The 21,124-nt window shown below is 61.1% G+C and carries 15 protein-coding genes and 1 tRNA gene; 9 read left to right on the top strand and 7 right to left on the bottom strand.

The window, feature by feature from the left end:
* Positions 1-490 precede the first annotated feature (490 nt).
* From EAH89_RS10950 to EAH89_RS10930, 5 genes are all read left to right on the top strand, one after another.
* Positions 491-573: transfer RNA gene (locus EAH89_RS10950), tRNA-Tyr, on the top strand.
* Between the two features lie 224 nt (positions 574-797).
* The gene (locus EAH89_RS10945; protein WP_140882891.1) at positions 798-2,033 is read left to right on the top strand and encodes a tyrosine-type recombinase/integrase; all 1,236 of its coding nucleotides are present in this window, start codon (positions 798-800) and stop codon (positions 2,031-2,033) included.
* A 65-nt stretch (positions 2,034-2,098) separates the two neighbouring features.
* Positions 2,099-3,928, top strand: a complete 1,830-nt coding sequence (locus tag EAH89_RS10940) for a hypothetical protein (RefSeq protein ID WP_140882889.1) — start codon at positions 2,099-2,101, stop codon at positions 3,926-3,928.
* Positions 3,929-3,930: 2 nt separating this feature from the next.
* Entirely contained in the window at positions 3,931-5,904 is a 1,974-nt protein-coding gene (locus EAH89_RS10935) for a site-specific integrase (RefSeq protein WP_140882887.1), read from the top strand.
* On the top strand, positions 5,891-6,340 hold the full coding sequence (locus tag EAH89_RS10930; RefSeq protein WP_140882885.1) for a hypothetical protein: 450 nt from the start codon (positions 5,891-5,893) through the stop codon (positions 6,338-6,340). The genes EAH89_RS10935 and EAH89_RS10930 overlap by 14 nt, the downstream gene beginning before the upstream one ends.
* A gap of 236 nt (positions 6,341-6,576) precedes the next feature.
* On the opposite strand, the gene EAH89_RS33390 is transcribed toward EAH89_RS10930, so the two are convergent.
* Positions 6,577-6,882, bottom strand: coding sequence for a helix-turn-helix domain-containing protein (locus EAH89_RS33390; protein WP_140882883.1), 306 nt, complete (start codon positions 6,880-6,882; stop codon positions 6,577-6,579).
* A gap of 488 nt (positions 6,883-7,370) precedes the next feature.
* Here EAH89_RS33390 and EAH89_RS10920 point away from each other — a divergent pair, with 488 nt between their 5' ends.
* The 4 genes from EAH89_RS10920 (at position 7,371) to EAH89_RS10905 (ending at position 14,662) form a co-directional block, all read left to right on the top strand.
* Positions 7,371-7,838 carry a hypothetical protein gene (locus EAH89_RS10920; RefSeq protein WP_140882881.1) on the top strand — a complete coding sequence of 156 codons (468 nt, stop codon included), beginning with the start codon at positions 7,371-7,373 and terminating at the stop codon, positions 7,836-7,838.
* Positions 7,839-8,888: 1,050 nt separating this feature from the next.
* On the top strand, positions 8,889-9,134 hold the full coding sequence (locus EAH89_RS10915; protein ID WP_140882879.1) for a hypothetical protein: 246 nt from the start codon (positions 8,889-8,891) through the stop codon (positions 9,132-9,134).
* A 3,369-nt stretch (positions 9,135-12,503) separates the two neighbouring features.
* Entirely contained in the window at positions 12,504-12,950 is a 447-nt protein-coding gene (locus EAH89_RS31180; protein WP_161993547.1) for a hypothetical protein, read from the top strand.
* Positions 12,951-13,402: 452 nt separating this feature from the next.
* Complete coding sequence (locus EAH89_RS10905) at positions 13,403-14,662, top strand: type II restriction endonuclease (protein ID WP_241666961.1); 1,260 nt, start codon at positions 13,403-13,405, stop codon at positions 14,660-14,662.
* Positions 14,663-14,764: 102 nt separating this feature from the next.
* Here the strand turns inward: EAH89_RS10905 and EAH89_RS10900 are convergent, their stop codons facing one another.
* From EAH89_RS10900 to EAH89_RS10880, 6 genes are all read right to left on the bottom strand, one after another.
* Positions 14,765-15,049, bottom strand: coding sequence for a hypothetical protein (locus tag EAH89_RS10900; RefSeq protein WP_140882874.1), 285 nt, complete (start codon positions 15,047-15,049; stop codon positions 14,765-14,767).
* A 55-nt stretch (positions 15,050-15,104) separates the two neighbouring features.
* The gene (locus EAH89_RS10895) at positions 15,105-15,467 is read right to left on the bottom strand and encodes a hypothetical protein (RefSeq protein WP_140882872.1); all 363 of its coding nucleotides are present in this window, start codon (positions 15,465-15,467) and stop codon (positions 15,105-15,107) included.
* Between the two features lie 135 nt (positions 15,468-15,602).
* A complete protein-coding gene (locus EAH89_RS10890; protein ID WP_140882870.1) occupies positions 15,603-15,977 on the bottom strand; it encodes a hypothetical protein in 375 nt (124 codons plus the stop codon).
* A 659-nt stretch (positions 15,978-16,636) separates the two neighbouring features.
* Positions 16,637-16,765 carry a hypothetical protein gene (locus EAH89_RS33035; RefSeq protein ID WP_277753805.1) on the bottom strand — a complete coding sequence of 43 codons (129 nt, stop codon included), beginning with the start codon at positions 16,763-16,765 and terminating at the stop codon, positions 16,637-16,639.
* 46 nt (positions 16,766-16,811) lie between these two features.
* Positions 16,812-19,970 (bottom strand): efflux RND transporter permease subunit, encoded by a 3,159-nt coding sequence (locus tag EAH89_RS10885; protein WP_140882868.1) that lies wholly within the window; start codon positions 19,968-19,970, stop codon positions 16,812-16,814.
* Positions 19,967-21,019: an efflux RND transporter periplasmic adaptor subunit gene (locus EAH89_RS10880; RefSeq protein WP_456306497.1), complete on the bottom strand. Its 1,053-nt coding sequence runs from the start codon at positions 21,017-21,019 to the stop codon at positions 19,967-19,969. The genes EAH89_RS10885 and EAH89_RS10880 overlap by 4 nt, the downstream gene beginning before the upstream one ends.
* Positions 21,020-21,124: the final 105 nt, after the last annotated feature.

Raw genomic sequence — 21,124 nt, 5'->3', positions numbered from 1 at the left:
GGGCGGTGCGGCCGGGGCTCGGCGGGGGAGCGGCTCCAGGTCTTGCCGGGCGCCTTGCCCGGCGCCTTGGACCAGGGCTTGGCCGCGGGCTGGTAGCCGCCCGTCGCGCCGGCGGGGGCGGCGCCTGGCCGGGCGAAGGGCGGGCGGGGGGCGGCGCCGCGCGCGCCGGCCGGGGCCTCGCCGCCGGCCCAGCCGCGCTTGCCGTCGAAGGCGCGCGGGCGGGGCGGCTGGCCGGGGGCACCGCCGCCATGGGGCCCGGAGGCCGAACCCGGGGGGCGTGGGCCTTGCGGCCGTCGAGGGGGGGACATGGCGGCATCCTGCAAATCGCGGCGCCCGCCGCAAGGCCCATGCTCGGCCGGCTGCCATGCACCGGGTCCGGCGCACCCGTCCCGGCCGGCGATGCCGCGACGATCGCGCCGCTCACGTTGACAGGCGCGCCGCTTCTCGGATAGTCCGCCGGCTCCCGCCCGTCAGGGTGGGGACACCCTGTGGAGGGGTGCCCGAGTGGCTAAAGGGGGCGGACTGTAAATCCGCTGGCTTGCGCCTACGTTGGTTCGAATCCAACCCCCTCCATGTGTCCCATCCCGCCGGAGCGGTGGGCTTCTGTGTGACCGGTCTGCTCGGCAGGCTGCTGCTCTGGCTCAGCGGGTGTAGCTCAATGGTAGAGTTCCAGCCTTAATGCGCCCCCGCTAAAAACGTCCAACCTTTGACGCCTCCTCCAAGGGTGGGTGCCCCCCACCTGCTTGGACGTCCTTGCTCTCGCCCGTCATGGTCAACCGGCGGTGAGGGGATGAACTATGGGTGGTCGGGTTCGGACGGTCTTCCTGGTCGGGGACCAGGCGATAGAGGAGGGTGTCCCTGCGGCGTTCCGCGGGGTTCCCCTGCTGATCGGTGAGGACGGCAACCCAGACTGGTGGGTGAACGAGTACCTCCTTGCCCGCCGCAATGGAGACTGGGCGCCAGAGCAGCCCCAGCAGGGCATCTACGTCGAGATCGCGGGACGAGCTGTCTTGAGGGCGGACCTCGGATACCTGCGTAACCGTGCCTACCAGCTGGACGTCTTGCGCCGCTGGTGCTCCCGAAATGGGGTCACCTACAAGACTATAGGTGAGCAGGACCTTGAGAACTTCGCCGAGGATCTTGAGGAAGGTCGGGCAACCCAGGGGGGCATTGGCCTCCGCCTACAATCAGTTAACCAGTATCTCACGTCAGCCGTTGATTTTTTGAATTTTGCTGCCAAGCGCGGATTGCGCGACCTGCTTTCACTCAGGATGTTCAAGGTTCGGGGTAACCAGGGCGCTCCAGTGCTTCGGCCTGCGATTATACGGCGTGTTAATCCGGCTGAGATCACGGATTGGTATACTGAAGGGCAGGTTGATACCTTCATTGAAGCACTTGACACCTCAGCACTGAAGCTTGCAGCCCGCATCTTCCACAGAATGGGGCTCCGCCTATCAGAAGTGCTTCTGCTAAAGGTATCCGATTTTCCAGAGATATCTGATTTCCGTAAGGATCCGTCGAGGCGATCCATACGCATCCAGGGGAAATTCAAAAGATTCCGAAGGGTTGAGCTCGACGCCGATGTTCTGCCAGCAATAATCCGTTATCGCGACTTTGATCGTCGTTTGGTTGAACGGAAATCAAAAACAAAAACTGATATATTGCTAATCGAAACCGCTTCTCAAGGAACGGTTTCCCCGTTGAAGCACCGCCGCGTTCAGAAGGCATTCACGGCGGCAAGGAGGCTTACCGGTTACCAGGGGCTTTCGCCACATATGCTCCGGCACCATTACGCAGCTCACTACCTTTTGCGCGCTTGGAAACGACGGTCTGATCAAGGGGGAATCATGGCGTATGCGTTCGAGAGAACGGCAGGGGAGGCGATCCTTTCAACCGACCTGCTGCGCCTCAAAGAAAACCTGGGCCATGCTCGCCTTGAGACCACAATTGGTTATCTGAATGGAGTTTCGTACCTCCTCGGTTCGAAGCTGCCTGAAATCTTTGCGGCCGAACTTGATGGAGACGACAAATGAAAGCTAGTATTTCGGGCCGCAGCGTGGATCGCATCACCCAGAAGTCCGTCCGCTGGAACTTGTCATTGAAGTCCCTGGAGGGAGGGGGTGAAGCGTTCCGTGGCAGGCCCTTGTTGACGAAGAGAATACAAGGCGCGTTCGAAGATCTCTATCGGGACGGGGCGAAATCAACTGCGTATAGAAGCCGGGCTAACCTGAACTACTTCTGGCGGTTCTTGGATGATCAGGAACTCCAGGCAAAAAGCCTTTCTGGTCGCCCCGAAGTCTCATTCGATGATTTGGACTGGGAGGAGCTTGAAAGGATTTGGCCGCAGTTTATTGATTGGCTGCGCCATAAGCGCACGACGCAACATTCAAAATACTACATTAACCAGGTGGTTTATGCGGTTTTTCGTCGTGCCTTCGATGAGGCGCGGGCGAAAAACCAGATCACGAAGCAAACACTGGAAATTTATATCTTCTTCCAAAGTAACAAAGAAGCTTTTTATGGAGGCGATGTCCTTTCGTTTGAGGAGGCGAAGACGGCGTTCAGGGCTCTTGCTCGCGGCTGGAGGAAGATCTGCCGTCGCATCGCGTTAGCACAGAGTTTGGCGGCACGGGGTGTGGATCCCGCTACAGGAAGTAGTGGAAAAAACCGGTGGCAAGGTGGGGGATGGCGTAACATAGAAAACCGGCTCTGGCTCGTGGAACAGGTGCTGCCGTTTGCTGGTCTATCCCATAAACCTGCGGAGTTCCACAAGCACCGGGATGGTATGAGGGTCAGCCTGCCACCGGAGCTGATCATCCCTGAACTAGGCGAGCTCGGAACCGGAGCCCAGGCGCATGTAGGAGCGCGATTTCTCCGCTTGCCTGAACTCGCCATTGCGTTCGCAATGGTCACGATGAAGACGGGCATGAATCCGGACACCGTGAGCAGAATGCTAGTTTCAAATTGGTGGCGTCCAGATCCCCTGGCTCCTACCAAGCGGGCAGTTCTGTACGGGCCAAAGCGTATAGGCAACAAAACGCAGCGCGCGTCGTCATCTCTTATCAGAAAGACTGATGCATATCAAATCATCCAATACGTGATTGATGTTCAAAAGCCGATTCGAGACCGCTTGATTGAGCTCTCGATCGAGCGGAACGATCCAGAACTCAAGCGAAGGGCATCAATGGTATGGCTGGGTGTGAAAAAGGACGGCCTGTTTGATTTTCTCCCGGCCTCATCAACCTTTTACGAAGCCCATCAGACGCTAGACGCCTTTTTTGATTACAGCGGGGTGGTTCGTGAGGATGGGTCTCCCATGCGTTACCGAATGCCCCAGGGGCGAGATATCTGGGGCTTGTTCATGTATCATCGCAGCAGTTTTAACCATTTGCTAACCGCTCAATCGTTAGGTCACGCAACAATCCACTCCCTGCTCCATTACCTGGAGAAAAGGGCTGTTATTGTGCAGGACCGAAAACGCCTGCTCGATCTCCAGGACCAAGTCTTTCGCGATCTCAAAGATGGCAAGTATGGGCCAAGAAGATACAGGGAGGGTGCCGCTGAGATCGCAGCAACAGGGCTCCATTGTGGCGACTCTCTCCACCCTGCACCAGACGCTGATCCAGGTCATTCCGATGGTCACGCCTGCCAATCTCAACGCTGCTTCACGTGCTGGAATTGGTACGCCAGCGTGGAGAGCCTTCCAACTCTCCTGAGGATAATCGCTGACCTTGAGCAGATCAGGGAAACCCTATCGGTAGCCCTGTGGGAAACGAGCGACTACCCGGTCATGCTCGCGGTGTACAAACATATTGTGGATCAATTCGACGCCAAGCATGTCCAGGCTGCGCGGCTTACCGCAGAGCCAATGCGGCCTATCATTACAACATCCATGTTTGTGGGGAATACCTCCATCCGGGAGCATTAAAGATGTCCAATCTTCAACGCCTGGACCTCTGGAATCAGCTCAACGTTGACGGCTGGAAAGCTGGACATGGTGGTGTGAAGGATCTCTATCCTCGTCCAGGGGATCCTGCCTTTGACGTTGATAAACAGTTTGAGGGGCTGGAGATCTTTCCGGGCAAAGGATCTGGACCTTTCGTGCGCGCCGGGGACGATGTCTGGGTCATGCCATTATCATGGCACCGGCAATATGAAACTCGACCGATAGGTTATCTAAAACAAAAATTCTCACTACATGGACCTCTGGGAAATTCACCTGCGGCGCAGCGCGCTCTACTTCAGGTAAAAAGGTGCATGTATCTAGAGATTTTTCACACCCGTCGCCCTTTATCTATGAGCACACTTAGAACTAGGCGTCGGGTTTATCTAGCCTTTGCGCAATACGCAATTCAAAACAATAAAGAAATTAAAGATCTCGGTTACGACGATCTATTGAAGATTGTTAATAGGCTTCGCCCGGTTTACCGCAAAAGCTTGCAAGCCGTTTATGAGGCCCTTCGATCATGGCGTGCTAGATCTCCAGACTCTTATTCTATGTTTGATCCGCCTCCATCGATCGAGGCAGTTAGCAGCATGGAGCTTTATGCGGGGCTTGATACCAACGTAACTCGTGTTGACGTTCCCCAGGTTGAGCCGCGCCTCTTCCAACCGTTCACTGATGCTTTTGTTGCTGATGCTGGGGAGTTTTGCTTGTCAGTTCTGGATGATCTCCAGCCTGTGATGATGGATTGCTACAGGGAGGTTATGGCACTTCCTGCTCAGGACCGGGTCCAAGCAGTACCTGCCATACTCGCTGGGCGCACTTGGCCGCTCGGGTTGGAAGTGCCGCGTTCCCAGGAACTACGGGCGGTTGGGAACCTCTGTCAGATGGCTGCCATTTTCATTCTTTCGCTTGTTCTCGGTCCGCGGTGGTCTGAGGTTTCCGCCCTTTCCAAGGACGCTGTTCAGTGGCGGCCTGGAGTTCAGGAGGGAGCAACTCTCTCCGGGCTGACATTCAAGAGTTCAAGATCAACGATAGGTCAGCTTCGTGATTGGCCTATTAGCGACCGCCTCGCGAAATACTTGGAAGCTCAACGGGATTATGTAATCCTTCTTGAGGGAGGTGAATTTCCTTATCTGTGGCGCAGTCACTCTACCCTGTGGGCGAGTGGTGAACCCATGAGGCAAATTGATGCTCGCCTCAAGAAATTTGCAGCCAAACATGGCTTTGAGCATCTGCTCGACGGGATCCCGATCCATCACCATCGGTTCCGTAAAACGACAGCTCGACTCATCGTAATTGCTCTTCACGGCGGACCGATTGTTCTTAGAAGGCTTTTCGGCCACGAACATCTCTGGGTCACCTTACGATATATATTGGCGAACAGCTCCATTCTTGAAGATCTTCGCGCAATCGCAGAGGAGGAAAGCAGATTAACTGCAGCGGCATTCGTGGAAAAACGTGAGGTCCTAGTCGGCGGGGGCGCTGCACACTTTAATCAAGCGCTCGATGCTGTGGTTTCGTCAATGAACCTTTTCGTGCCGGATGGCGTGAAAGATCAAGGCAAGTATACAACAGACGACATCTTGGACATCGTGGCAGATGGTCCAGATGGAATATCGCTGAAACAAATTGTCCCTGGACTAGTGGTCTGCTTCAAACCGCGCGATGAGCCAGGTTTGTGCTGCAAGGTCAACGAACTTCCGAACGTCGCCAAATGTCAATCACGTTGCATTTGGCATCTCGCAATGCCGGAGTTCATGGAGCAGGCCCGGATCAACGTTGCGGACGCCATGGAGCACCTGAGGACCAAGGCTGTTGGCAGTCTCCAGTGGGAGCACTTCGCCCGGGTGGTGCGGGACAAGGTCCAGGAGTTCCCCTCCCTGGCGGAGGACTACGTGGACGATCTAGTCTTCCTTGCCCTGCAATCCTGGGAGGGCTGGAACCGTGGCCGGGGCTGAGGAGACGCAGAAGGCGGTTCGAAAGGCCATGGTCCGCTATGAGGCCATGGTGCTGAATAAGCGCAACTTTGATCCCGCTTCCCAGACCTACCGGTACCCCAACCCGATCTCGGCTGCTGAGATCCTCAGGATGGCAGGTGTCCGATCGCGATCGACGCTTGCCGCTGACTACCATGGGAGCCTCAGGCGCGAGCTGGAGGTCCTGATCGAGGATCTGAAACGCCAAACCGGTAAAGGGAAGGTCGCGGCCAAGGAGGCAACCAAGACCGTCCTTGATCGCACCGATCGGGTTGAACAGCTCGCCCAAACTGTGGCTGCCCTACAGTACAAGATCATTGCACTGGAGAAGGAACTGGCCACCCTGCGTCAGGGGCAGCCGACCTCATCCCAGGTGGTGAACCTTGAGCGACAGGAGAGGGGACTGAAGCGGCGGTAGGCACGTCCTGGTAGGCAGGTGGCGCTTGGGGTCGGATGTTGCCAGCCCTGGCGGCGCTGTCTGGGGCTCTTCAGGCAGGAAGTCGCCCGTACCTCAGCAGGGATGACCGCCTGATCAGGATGATCCGAGGGCAGGGTGGAGAACTCCAGGACTAACTCGCCGATGTCCTGGATGGCGGTAGGCTTGGCGCCTTCGACCTGTAGTCGACGCCAGATGTGCTGTCGGGTGCCCCGTCGTTAGTCGAACTCCCCTGTCTTGTTCGCGACGGTAGCGGCAGTTTGCCTGGCACCTTGCCCCTGATCGACGATGCCTCCGCGTAGAACTTGGATACCGTACGACCAGCGCTCGCCTCCAAGGGTCACCTCGACACCCTGCTCAAGCAGCGCGTCCAGAACCCGCTTCAAGCTGGAACTACGGGTTTTCCGCCGTCCGGTCTCTAGTCCCTGAATCGTGTTCAGCCCCAAGTTCGCGGCGGAGGCTAGCTCCTGCTGTGTCCAACCAGTGAGCACCCTGGCAGCTACGAGTAGCCGGGGGTCGAGCATCGGCCCGTGCGTCTCCAAGGATTCGATTAAGCGTAAAAAAGCCTCGAAAACTGGGGAGCGCCACCCCTGAACAATATCGAATCCTTATGGTGGTCTAGAACCCCTAAAACGGGGTATAAAACCCCTTTCTGACTTGACGACTGCGTGCTGCCGGTACAGCCTGCTGGCTACCGGTGCTCATCGGAGGTGCGTCTGCCCTCACGGTTTGCTCCGGTCGAGAATGGGAGTGTCGAGCATGGTGTTAGGACGGGGGGTGCAACAGGTCCGCGCTGGACGTCGCACGAGGAGATCCACGCAACCCATCTACCTCGTTGCCGACGCCAATCATCTTGCCGAGGAGATCCCCAGGCAGATGGATGGACCCTCCAGGGGCAGGGGCCGGACATTCATGGGTGAAGTCGCAGCGGTCCCGGCCGAATGGTCGGCCATCTGTCCCGGGCACACTCGCCTCCTAGCCTGTTGCCGTTATTTCGTGAGGGACCGTAGCGGTGATCCCGACTGATCACTGGAGTGCTGCGATGAGCCCATGGATCCTGGTCGACATCGGTAATGGCGCGCGAGTTCTCTTCGGTTTCTGCATGCGGCATCCGGCAACGGGCGGACTCTCCTGGACGCGCAGCACTCCAGTTGTGTACCTGAATGAAAAGCTAGGGATCGCTCAAACAAAGTCGGGCCGTCACTACATTCTCGGTGAACGCATTTCATCCGAAACGCTGCCGACCGAAGAAGCACAAGTCGCCCTCTCCCTCCTCCTTGGGCCTGGTCACGTCGCGGAAAATCTTGATCTCACTTCAGCGAAGGAACGTTGCCAGGCGCGCGCCTGGATAACGGCATGCAAAATAGCCCGCCATTTGCAACTAGAGCTACCCACGCGTGACCTCGTCGAGGTGGAGGCCTTCATGTCCGCGCACCTAGGCGCCTATCTGGCTCTGCGTGCACAAGGGCAGAACCAGTGACGCCTGCCACACAGCAGGTGATCTGCATTCTTCGAGACGGATGCGGGATTGAGGATGAGGGCCGATCCTTTCCCCTGGCTGTCCATACTGCTCGGTCCCGGCGCCGTGTTAACCCCGGTGGGCACCCCTGGAAATCAGTAGAGGGCAACGGGAAATGACCAGATCGCCTGGAGAGCAGCACGCAGCTTCCGCCCAGGGAGCCTTGCTCGACTGGTCCCGCATTCCATCCTCAAGGAGAAGTCCGATCGCACCGGACGTCCGGATTCCAGGGGACGGCGAACGGGTTGACTGGACGTCTGCACTCCGTGCCGACATCCCCCACTACCTTGAAGAGCAAATCGACGAGGCGACCCACAAACTTCGGTGCACGAGGGTATCGCTGATCCTGCACGCTCTTGCCGCGTACAAAGTAGGGGGGAAACCACTCTTTGTGATTCGTGAGGAGGATCTTGCTGCTGACCGGCGGAAGTGTCCTCGAAACGCTGCACCGGTGCCTCCGGTCACCGTCAGACCATCGGTGCGGACGCGGCAAATCTGGCCAACCCGACCAGGATCCCTGGCGCAGTCCGAGTAGATAGAGCGATGCCGACCGGGAACGGGCTCGATGGGTAAAACCGGCCACACGGGTTGCTGATGACGAGGAGGAGACCGCATGCCGTTTCGCGTCACGGGCGCGATCAAGGAGCCACAAAGGTTGCGGATGGTTTCCGCAGCCGATCGCTTTGGGAATCTGGCTGAACGCCTCCGCCGCGTTGCCCTTGGCCAAGGTCCAACCGAGCAAGAACTCGCGTCGGCGCCACTGCTCGTCGGGCCCAGATACGTGGTCAGGTCAGCTATGTGCCTCGTGGGCTGGGGCGAGGGACATCCCCGACTGCCTGACGGCCCGGTTACCACAGCCGGGGTGATTGTGGATGGATCAGGCCTGGGTTGGATCCTCACAGAAGGACGCTACTACCGCGTCAGCGACATCCCCATCCCTATGACAGATACCCTCTCCAACACTTGAGGTCAGCCGGGTTGCGGAAGGCGCTGAGTTAAGGAGACGACATCGTGAATGAGGAAGAGTGGCGCAATCGTTTTAGCCGCCCCGCCGCCGATCACCTGAGATCTCTCCAGGTGCGTGAGGTCTACCTGCAGATCCTGATGGGCGTCCGCTACGAGGCACCAGACGGAGGCCCGTCTGTCCGTGAAATGCGCATGAATGGATGGTCCGGCAGCGACATACATCTGCGTCTCCAATCCCTGGGCTATAAAGCCGTTGAGATTGACTGGCTGCTTCATGCATTCCAGGGGTGAGCTCATACCCTGGTAATCAGGCGTGGAGGCTAGTTGTCCGTCGGAGCCTCGAGAGGGTTAGCAACCCAGCGATCTCGGACGTCAATTCGTGGGCGCGTGGTGTTCCAGGACATGACGCTTTCCGCCGTCAAAGGTGGACGTCGGTTTGTGTAACCCCGTGATCTGCGCAGGAGGACTTGCCCCTGGAGGTGACGGCTCTGAGGTTGGGAGTGAATGCAATCAATCCTCCTGCTTAGTTGGTGCCTCGTGAGGGCAGACCGGTGTCTCAAGTCTGTGTTGTCGTGCCAGGGGGTGCACCAGCGTGCACCATGATCCTGGGTGCGACCTCCTGTTCCTCGATCTCGAAGCATCGGGTTTGAGCATGCACTCGTACCCCATCGAGGTCGGCTGGTCGGTGTCGGAGAGCGAGACGGGTAGTCTGCTCATCAGGCCAGACGGAACCTGGCACACAGCTGACTGGGATCCAGGTGCGGAGGCCCTGCACGGGATCAGCCGAGATCTCCCGGCGCGCAACGGTGTACCAGCGTCGTGTGCAGCGGAGGTCGTCCTAGCCCTTGCCCGTGACCGCCGTATTGTAGTGGACCAACCAGCTTGGGATGGTGCGTGGCTCAACCTCCTGCTCTCCACGATAGGAGAGGCTCCGCCACAAGTGTTCGACTTCGACCTTGTGTGCTGGCAGGAGACGGCCCGCCTGCTTGCCATCAGGCCACCTCAGAACTTGGGGAGATCCCTCCAGCAGACCAGGCTCGCGTGCTACAGCAGACGGGAGCAGGCCATCGCTTCATGGCCCGAGATCAAACACCGTGCGGGCCCTGATGCCCGTCGGCTCCGGGCTGGGTACGCTGCCGTACGCTTGGCAGTAGACCAGTGTTGCGCGGAATGGACGGCATGATCCAACCGGGGATCTTTGGGCTCTCTGGATGAAGACTGCGAACTAATAGTCGCACCGCCTGTCCAACACGCGTTTACCAGCCCGCCATGTTTAAGCGCGCCGAGACGAGGACATAGGCGTCAGCACCGAAGGCGCCATCTGGACGGCAAGCACCGTCTGATCTGTAGTCGTCTCTTCCCGTGTATGAGGCCATCCTTGAGATCCCTGATCGGTGCCGTGCTCACCAGTCTCGCAGCTGCTCTTCCTGCTCAGAGCCAAGGTGTCTGGCAGGCGGAGAGGCCTGCTACAACGGCCTGGAAGGCAACCGCTTGGTCGGAGGGGCGGAACCGCTTGGTGTTTACCTGCACCGACGCCGGGCGGGGGTCTCCCGATCTACTAGTTGAGGTGGTGGTCTGGGCCTCCAGCCCCCTCAGCAAGACGACACAGGCGCGCTTGGCCGCCGGGCCCGTGGCTCCCTTGCTACTCAACTCGGTTGGGGCGGAGGCACGAGGCGGAAACGTGCTGCGCTGGACTGGTGTGGGCCAGGACGCATTCACAACTGCCAAGGAGGTGGCTGATGCGATCTCCGAGGGCGCTTCTATCCGGGTCGACGCTCCAGGGGCTGGCCTTCAGGAGGTGTTTCCCGCTGACGTGCAGAACGGCAGGGCTGTTGTTGACGTGGTCCTGCGCTGCGCACCTTCGGTGATCGGTGTTCGAAGCCGTGTTGCCCGGCAGCGGGATCCCGCCACCTTGATCACGCTATCAGACGACGCCAACAGCCGGTGTCGTGGGGGATCCGGTGATGAGGACGCCACCTGGATCGCCTGCGCAGAGAGGTCAGAAATCGGGGAAAGGCTGCAAGCGCTCAGTTGGTGCTACGGCCGCGAGGGGGAGGCCGGTTATCAGATGTCTTGGCATCGATGCGGCCGCGGTTCCCTTCGGAGAGCACCGTGAACGGTGCGGCCGTGAACAGTTGAGAGCGGGAGGCTGTTCTGGCCTCGGCAGGGTTTGTAAATGACCAGCAAGCCCCGCGTCTCCCGTGCTCCGCCGCGAAGCTCCCGCCTGTCTCCCCGATAACTCGAGCAGTGGGGAGGTGTCCCCATTGTCGGGAGGCACCCGCCGAGCGCCGACGGGTCTCTGCGGCAGTGCCGCAGAGACCTATCCTCCCGCACTTGTCGAGGCAGATCGTGCTCAGCCCCCGGAGCCGCCTAGCTGAGAGGGGTCCTGAGTGCCGGGCGTGTTGGCCTGCGGGTTATCGGGGCCATGCGGGTGCGGCGTGCTCGGGTGCGGTGCAAGTCCGGACGCAGCGGCGCCGGGAACTCCAGCGCCCTGGTCGATTGTAACACCGGCCGGAGCACGCGGCGTCGGTGCGGTGCTGACGCCCCCGGGTTGCGGCGCAGCGGTCCCTCCTGCCTGCTGCGCATATGCGGCGCCGGACGCCAACACCAACGACAGTGCCAAGGTGGCGAAAATCTTCATGTGCTGGGCTCCTGATTTTGATTGGGTGGTGAGGCAGCCCGCGTCTCTCTGGCGCAGGCTACCATCTCCCGGTTCGGGGTTTCAGATCCAAGCACCCCGAGAACACTGGTGCAGGGGAGCATCAGATCATCCATCCACTTGCCGTCAGCCTTGCTTGCTGACCTGACCAAAATGGGAGCCGTACATTGCGTGGGCTTTACGATAGGGCGACAAGATATTTCATGTAGAGGGGGCATCGGCGCTCGGGTCCGAGGATGTCCGGAAGGATGGTAATTCACGGCCCGCTGGGTGCTACCCGTTGGCAGCACACCGACCACGACGTCTTTCTTCTGAAGAACGATCATGAAGGCGTCGGGTACTGCGCCGTCGACGGGGCGTCGCCTGCCATGGTGGCCTCAAGCGCGGCATGAGCATTCCCCTGCCGAGGTCATCATCCCCGGGATGCTCATCAGCTCCTCGGACAGCAAGCCACCGACGAAGCAGTCAATATCACCCCTATCGACGATGCGATCCTACGCATTACTGCAGTCCAATGCGTCGGCTCCGTTGTCGCCAGGGGATAATGATCACCGTTCATCGCCGAGATGCTGTTGTCCCTGCCCAGGCCAAAGGCGCTTTCAGAAAACTCCGATACTGACGAGGACGTCAGCACGGCTGGTCCTCTCTGCCAATACGTAGTCCGCTTCGTCGAAGCGCAGCATGCACTGGAGAACATGGGGGATGGCAGGAGAGTGAACAGCCCACCAAAGGTCTGTTCACCGGGCGTCCCAGTCGCTGTCCCCTGGCATCAATTGGTCAGGCGAGGAGCTTCCGGGATCCAGGCTGGCAGGAGGAAGATCTGGAATGTCTGCGCCCAGAGGTCCTCCCAGGCGAGATTATGGGCGCTCGTGGGAGTGAGCTTCCAGGTCTCTAGCCAGCTGAAGTGCTCATCACCCCATGCTGCGAGCCGCCTCCTGGCAGGCCTGCTCACACCGACGGCAGGACTCGGCGCAGATGCGGCAATGCTCATGGTGACTAGCGTGCCGCTCGCACTCCTCGGCACACTGGCGACACGCCGTCTCACAGGCGGCGAGCATGGCCCGGATCACCTGCTCGTTGGAACCGGTTCGCCGGGTAGCAACCGAACCCGCCGCCGCGCAAACATCGGCGCAGTCGAGGTTGAGTCGGATGCACTGCGTGAGCTGCTCAACCATCTTCTCGCCGAGACAGGCATCGGCGCAGGAGGTACAGGTCTGCGCACACGAGTAGCACTCCTCGATGCACTGGATCAGGACGTCGTTGGTGCTTCCCTGAACGTGTGGATGCGTGCTGATCATCTGCTGGACATGCATGGGTGTGACCTCTCGTTGTGCGCTTGGATCGAACGCGGCCGCATGTGGGAGCGGACCGTTCGCCCGTTTGCAGAACACCTCGACGACGAGGCGGTTTTGTTGATTGAAATGCTTAACTCCCTGGACGGAATCTGACGCCCTATCAGGGCTCGTGCAGCCTCACCCAATACGTTGATTCCAATGCATTGTTTGTGTGCAAATCGTGGGGGAGCAGGTAGTGATGCAATAAATTGGTGTAGAACGGTGAGTGGATGCCAGGCGTTCTAATCAGCCTCCTAACATGGCAGGGTTGGCGGTCTGGATCGCGGCCGCACTGTTTACCTTCTGCAAGCCGTCGCCCGATGGGACCAGAGGATCTCGGTGGTTTCCGAGATCAAGCCTCCCACAGTGGTAACCCAGCTACCCTCAATACTGACCAGCGGTCCCAGTTCTCCTGAAGAGGGCTATGTCTTGCGCCCATCGGCGTCAGACCTGCATACCGTCGCCGGTATTGCTGATGCCAACACTGGTGCCTTTGGGGCTTCGACATGCAGAGTACGATATCCGTCCCGGCCTCCGAGGATGGTGGGCCGGGTTCGCCCGAGTTGTTGACAGCCCTGCTGGCTCGCTGGCGTGAAGACCCTGGTGCCACCTACCAGAACTGGTTTCTATGGGAGGAGCGGGTAAAGAACTTCCGGTCAATCCGCCGCGGCCTTCAGCAGGTTGTGGCGGAGATCCAGGCCGGGACATTCGGCGTCGCCTACCGGGGATCGTCTCTGGAGACGGTAGTCCACTCCATCGCGGAGCAACGTCAGATCTTCAAAGGTGCTGACCACGCCTTCCTGTGGAAACCCAAGCTCCGGATCCCAGACATCTATGAGAGCCCAGGGAACCAACGGGCCTTTGGACACCTGCTCGACACCTGCGTCTGCTGCACGACGGAGCCGCAGGTCCTCGGCGCAATCCGAGAGATCGACAAGGTGGGCATCAAGGGCCTTGGACCCGCGGTCGCCAACCTCTTGTACTTTCTTCACCCCACGATCATGCCGCCTTTCAACACGGCGATCGTCAACGGCTACAACGCGCTCACTGGCGCCAAGGTAAAGCTCGGCCGGTGGGAGGAGTACCTCGCCATGCGGCGGGGGATCCTGACCTTGAATGCAGAGTACCGCCGTCTGCTTTCGAATGACCTCGGTGCCATTGGTGGCCTCCTCTTTGACCTCGGCAGCAGCCGCTACACGGCGCCACCCCGTGCCGACGACGTCAGCGCCAAGGCCACGTGGATGGCAGACCTGGCAGAGGTTCGCGAGGAGGGCGCCAGGGCCGCTAAGGCTCTCGCGGAGGCCCGCCAGGAGGATGAGACCCATACCCAGGTGCAGGGCTGGCTCCGGGATCTCGGGAAGGCTCTGGGCTACGACGTCTGGATTGCCGCCAACGACCGCAACCGAGCTCTGAATGGCGGCAAGCTGGGTGATGGTTGCCTGACTGATCTACCGGGTGCCCTGCGCGGGGCCCCTGGTGCCGAAGCCATTCGGCTCATTGACGTCCTGTGGCTGGGACGAGAGTCCGGTCGGATCGTGGCGGCCTATGAGGTCGAGCACACGACGTCCATTTACTCTGGCATCGTGCGTATGCTGGACCTCGCGCTCGGTCCCGAGGCCCATGCCCTGGAGGGGATGTTCCTGGTGGCGCCGGATGGCCGCGAGGGGGAGGTGCGGGCACAGCTGGCGCGGCCTGCCTTTTCCCGTGTGGCGGACCTCAAGGTGCACTACCTGCCCTACGGTGAACTAAAGGCTAACCGCGAGGCAATTGCGCGCTTCGGTCAGGGCATGAAACCAATCCAGGCAATCGCGCGCAACCTCATCTGAGTAGAGCTGGCTGACGCGGGGCATGCGTTTGAAAAGCTTCTGCCTTCCGTGAAGCGGATGGGGATCCCGCCGTCCATGGACTGGACGGCGAGATCCATTCTGTCAGCCGCGGCCGGGCTGCGCGTCACGTGGGGTGGACGGAGAGCGCTGCATACTCTCCATCATCCGGTTGCAGTTCTCCATCATACGGTTCATCTGGCCCATCATTCCCCCATGGTCCATCATGCCACCGCGCCCCATCATGCTGCCGTCCGGCGTGGGTGCCTGCTGCGGTGCCGGAGCCTGCGGTGTCTGTGCTTGGTTACCTTGGGCGAGGGAGGCTCCCGCACCAAGAGCGGTGGCGAGCAGGACCGCTGCGGCGGCCATGGGAATGCGCTTCGTCGTCATGTCTAGTTTCCTTTTGAGTTCTGGCGCGGACAGTGTCCACGCGGAGTTGCACAGGTCAGCGGGGCAAGCCGATGTTGAGATTGGCAGGGGCGTCCGCTTCTACTGGAGCGCTCCTGTTGGAACCGCCGTGTCCCCTCATGCACATCGCCATCATCGCGGCGCAGGGTAGGGTGTAGAGCAGCGGAAGGATCGCCGCCGTGCCCAGCCAGTTCCATCCGGCGAGGAGGCCGGTCACCGCGAGCCCGGCAGCAAGGACCAGCAGGCCGCGGCGACCTTGAAAAATCCGGCGGGTGCTGGCCCAGGTGGCGGATAGTCTGGGCGCTTGGGTGTACTCGTCGCCCGGGATGTGCGTCGTCAGGGCGAGATCCCTGGAGGGAGCTGAGATGTTCATCCGTTGAAGCCTTTTGCTGTGCTGCATGATGGGGCTTGTGGAGCAGACGCTCCTGGCGACCGGAGGCGCGTTTCGGGCGGCGGCATTCGCAAGACCCCTGTATCGCGGGCCGAGCCTGGCGGAATGCGGCGAACCGAAGCCACCCGCCGGGTGGCCTGGCGGTCAAGCGAACGGAATGGGAGGATTGAGGGCGGGCTCGACTGAAAGGCCCTCACGAGTGTCGGTGCCCGTCCAGTACGCGACGGGTGCGAAGGCCAGCGGTCGCGCCGCCGAGATGGCGGGGACGGGCAAGCTTGCGATGGCGACGCAGCCGAGCGCATCGAGGCAAGCGGGCGTCACTTCGCAGGGCACAGAATGCTGTGCTCCAACATTGGAGACCTGGCGGTCGGAGACCATCTGCATTGTGTCGCACGGGATGGCAGCGGCCTGGACCGTGGGCGCCGCGATCATGGAGAAGGCGATCAGGATGGCGAGCAGAGGTCTGAGAAGCCGAAGCAACATGGGTGGTGACTTGGCCCAAAGCGATGTGCGGTTCATGGCGCTGGCTGCCGGGCGCCTCGGCAAGGCAGACCATGCAACCGTCCGGCTGAAAAATCGAGCGGCATGGCGACGGTTCCGGATACGACGTCAGATCCGCTCATGCGGAGCGGTCGACGGCCGCCAAGAGACTGGCCTGGTCGGTGAGCGCTGGACGTCTCTGCTCTCCCATCGTCACGCACAGCCTCCTCCCCACAGTCAGATGATTGCATTCGGAGCCTGCAGCCTTCCTGCATGGGAAGGTCAATAGAAATCTTGTCGATTAAACTGCCCGCGAAGTTATCGATCTCCTCCAACCCGCATGCCTGTTAAAGGCATCTTGGCCTTGCTGCTTGCCGCCGTATTATCGGCGGGTGCCGCATGCGTCCGCGGTGCCTTCGTTCGGGGTGCTTGGCCGCTGGACGACATCAGCAGTGCTACGGGCCAGGTTGCAGCACCCTGGGGCAGGTGCTGCGATAGCATCTTGCTCCGCTGCACGCCGCCTACCCGGATCCGCATTGCAACCCAACTTGTGCGCAGCCGCGCCCCAGGTTCCGATTGCGTTTCGCCGAGGAGTCTGCTCGTCGAACTTGGCTCCGGCGGACCGAGACCTCAGTCAGGGCGGCCGGGAAGCGCTCCCCAGCAGCCCGCCGCCTAAATGCGCCAGCCGTGCTGCCGGGTCAGCGGTGTCGCGAAAACAGGTACTTGGCCAAGGCCATGACACCGAGGACCAGCAGGACGATGAGGAGGAGCCACGTCAGCCCCATGCCCCACATCATCCCGCTCATCGTGCCGCCGTCGTGCATCATGCCTCCAGGCTCCTTCTGGTTCTGAGTTGACCACCCATTCCAACCATTATTCGGCCGCCACCAACGTCTTCGTCTCTAGAGCCACCGCCGCGGCCCGCGGCAGGCGCCATCCCTTTACCGTGGCGTAGATGGCAGGGATGACCAGCAGGGTCAGCACCGTCGAAGACACCATGCCGCCCACCATGGGGACGGCAATCCGCTGCATGAGCTCCGACCCCGTACCAGTACTCCACAGAATGGGCACCAAGCCCGCCATGATGGCTGTCACCGTCATCATCTTGGGTCTCACCCGTTCGACTGCGCCTTCCATGATGGCGTGTCGGAGATCCTCGCGGGTCAATGGCCGTCCTTCGCCACGACGCCGCTCCCGGATCTCCGCAAAGGCGTGGTCTAGGTAGATCAGCATGATGACGCCTGTTTCGGCTGCGACCCCGGCGAGGGCGATGAAGCCAACAGCGACGGCGACGCTCATGTTGAAGTTCATGAGGTACATGAGCCAGACGCCACCAACCAGAGCGAACGGAACCGAGAGCATGACGATGAGCGTTTCGGTGAGACGGCCGAAGTTCAGGTAGAGGAGCACAAAGATCAGGAGCAGGGTAACCGGCACCACGATGGCTAGCTTTGCCTTTGCGCGCTGCATGTACTCGAACTGACCGCTCCACTCGACGTGGTAACCTGGGTCCATGCGGACCTGCTCGGCGACAGCGCGCTGGGCGTCCGCGACATAGCCGCCGATATCCCGGCCGTGCATGTCGACATAGACATAGTTCACAAGCTGGGCGTTCTCAGTCCGAATTGTCGGGGGACCACGACGTAGCTGGACGGCTGCCAACTGACCCAGAGGTATGGCGACTCCCTGGGTGTTCTGGACGAGAACCTGGCTTGCGATGCCCTGCGGGTCGCTTCGAAGGCTTCGGGGGTAGCGGACATTGACGGTATATCGGGCTCGGCCCTCAACAGTGGTGGTCACCGGCTCACCGCCCAGAGCGGTGGTAATTGTCTCCTGGAGATCGCCGACAGTCAGGCCATAGCGGGCCAGTGCTCCCCGATCGGGTTCGATCTCCAGGTAGTAGCCGCCCTCCACCCGCTCGGCGAAGGCACTGGTCGTGCCGGGCACTGATCGCACGGCCGTCTCGACCTCTCGCGATAGCCGATCAATGCCCGCGAGATCTGGGCCGTAGACCTTGACGCCCACCGGGGTGCGGATGCCCGTGGAGAGCATGTCGGTGCGGGCCTTGATGGGCATCGTCCACGCGTTGCTGACGCCCGGCATCCGCAGCGCGGTGTCCATTTCAGCGATGAGGGCGTCCACGTTCATCCCTGCTCGCCATTCCTTTTCGGGCTTTAGGTTGATGATGGTCTCGAACATCTCGGTCGGGGCGGGGTCCGTCGCTGTCGCGGCGCGCCCGGCTTTTCCGTAGACGCTGGCTACCTCGGGAAAGCTGCGGATAATCCTGTTCTGTGTCTGGAGAAGTTCCGCTGCCTTGGTCACCGACATACCGGGCAAGCTGACCGGCATATACATCAGGGTTCCCTCGTTCAGGGTCGGCATGAACTCGCTACCGAGGCGTGCCAGCGGCCAAGCGGTGGCACCCACAGCCAGAAGGGCGACAAGGATGGTCAGAGTCTTGGCTCGGAGAACGCCTGCGATGAGTGGGCGGTACACCCAGATCAGGAAGCGGTTCACTGGGTTGCGGCGCTCCGGCATGATCCGGCCCCGGACGAACAACACCATCAGTACCGGCACCAGGGTGACCGAGAGCAGCGCGCCCGCGCCCATGGCAAAGGTCTTTGTCAGCGCAAGAGGCCGGAACATCCGTCCCTCCTGATCCTCCAGGGTAAAGACCGGGAGAAAGGAGACGGTGATGACAGCCAAGCTAAAGAACAGCGCCGGACCGACCTCCACTGCGGCTTCCGTCAGCACCTGAACCCGGGATGCTCCAGGCATGGCCTGTTCCAGCCGCTTGTGAGCATTCTCGATCATCACGATGGCCGCATCGACCATGGCACCCAGCGCGATGGCGATGCCGCCCAACGACATGATGTTGGAGCTCAACCCCAGGAGATGCAGGAGTGCCATGGCGATGAGGACGCCGACGGGCAGCATCAAGATGGCCACCAGGGCGCTCCTGACGTGGAGCAGGAAGACCACGCAAACGAGGGCGACGATGACGCTCTCCTCGATCAGCGTTCCTTTCAGGGTTTCGATGGCACGCTCGATCAGAGCGGAGCGATCGTAAACCGGGGAGACGGTCACCCCCTCAGGCAGGCTGCCCGCGATCTCAGCGAGACGCTGCTTCACGCTCTCGATAACGGTGAGCGCATTCTGTCCCTCCCGCTGGAGCACGATGCCGCTGACCACTTCGCCCTCACCATTTAGCTCCGTGATACCGCGACGTTCCTCTGGGCCGAGCTCTACCCGGGCGACGTCGCGCAAGAGGACGGGAATGCCATTCTGCATCGTGAGCACGATCTGCTCGATGTCCCCAATTCCACGCAGATACCCGCGGCCACGAACAAGGTACTCCGTCTCCGACATTTCGACGGAGCGGCCACCGACATCGCGGTTGCTGGCCCGGACAGCCTCGGTGACCCGCGACAGCGGGATGCGGTAGGCCTGGAGCCGCTGTGGATCGACGACGATCTGGTACTGCTGCACGAAGCCGCCAACGCTTGCCACTTCTGCCACGCCCTCGGCCCGGGCGAGCTGGTAACGCAGGAACCAGTCCTGGACAGACCGAAGTTCGGCCAGCGTTCTCTGCGGCCCCGTGACAGCGTATTGGTACACCCAGCCCACCCCGGTGGCGTCTGGTCCCAGGGATGGCGTCACCCCGTCGGGAAGGCGCCGTGCGGCTTGGCTGAGGTATTCCAGCACCCGGCTGCGAGCCCAGTAGAGGTCGGTGCCGTCCTCGAACACCACGTAGACAAAGGACGAGCCAAAGAAGGAAAAGCCTCGCACTGTTTTCGACCGAGGAACCGTCAGGAGCGCCGTGGTCAGGGGGTAGGTGACTTGGTCTTCCACCACCTGAGGGGCCTGACCGGGGTACTCGGTGTAGACAATGACCTGGACGTCCGAGAGATCTGGGACGGCATCCAGCGGAGTGTTCCGGACGGCCCAGATTCCGGTGCCGATGACGAACAGGGTGGTGAGCAGGATCAAGAATGGGTTGGCCACCGACCAACGGATTACGCGGGCGATCATCGGGGTGCCTCCTGCGCGGGGGCGGAAGCGGCGGGGGGTGGCGGCGCGAATGATTGCAGGGCAGCCCGCAGATTGCTCTCCGCGTCGATGAGGAAGTTGGCGCCCACAACCACGCGCTCACCCGTACTGAGGCCGTTGCGGATCTCCACCTGGCCATCCGCCCGGCGGCCAACAGACACCGTTCGAGGTTCGTAGCGGCCTGGGGCTCGCTCGACGAGAATGGCCTGCCGCGTCCCCGTGTCGAGCACCGCGGAGTCCGGAACCGTGACAACGGGCGTGGAGCCGAGGGCGGCCGCGATCTCGACGGTGGCGTACATGTCCGGCTTGAGCAGTTGGTCCGGGTTGGGGATCTCCACCCGAACCCGGGCCGTGCGCGTGGTGGCGTTGACGGTCGGATAGACAAAAGTGACCAAACCAGTGAACCGCCGGTCAGGGTAGGAAGTCAGCGCGATGCTGGCCTCCTGTCCGGGGCCTACGATGCCAAGGTCCTGTTCGAAAACGTCGGCCAACAGCCACACGGTCGACAGGTCTGCAATGCGGTACAGCGTCTCCCCTGGCGCAAAGCGCATCCCCTGCAGGGCTGCCTTCTCCATGACGACGCCGTCCATGGGCGAGGTCAGAGTCAGCGCCCGGCTGACGGTCCCCGTGCGCCGCAGGCGGGCTATTTCTTCCTCGGGGAGGTCAAAGTTGCGAAGCCTGGAGAGCGCCGCGTTGGCGATGCCACCATCCATTCGGCGGGTGACGACATACTCCTGCTCTGCGACTGCTAGGTCAGGGCTGTAGACCTCGAACAGAGGTTGTCCCCTCCGAACGGGCTGCCCGGTCTCGTTGACGAGAAGCTTCTGGATCCAGCCCTCAAACCTGGGTGCCACTACCGCGAGGCGGCGTTCATCCACAGCGATGGTGCCGACAGCCCGGATCGAGCGAGTCATCGTCCGCTGGGTGGCGGCTTCCGTGCGCACGCCGAGCAATTGCACCCGCTCTGGGCTGACAGTCACCGTGCCCGCTGGCTGATTGGCCTCCTCCTCAAAGACGGGGAGGTAGTCCATCCCCATGGAGTCCTTTTTAGGAACAGGGGAGGTGTCAGGCAGCCCCATGGGATTTCGGTAATAGAGGATCCGACTACGACTGCCCGGTGACGGCGATGGAGAGGC

It is taken from the genome of Muricoccus nepalensis (assembly GCF_006438825.1).
GTDB classification, from domain to species: domain Bacteria; phylum Pseudomonadota; class Alphaproteobacteria; order Acetobacterales; family Acetobacteraceae; genus Roseomonas; species Roseomonas nepalensis.
This window is presented reverse-complemented; position numbering and strand designations above follow the sequence as displayed.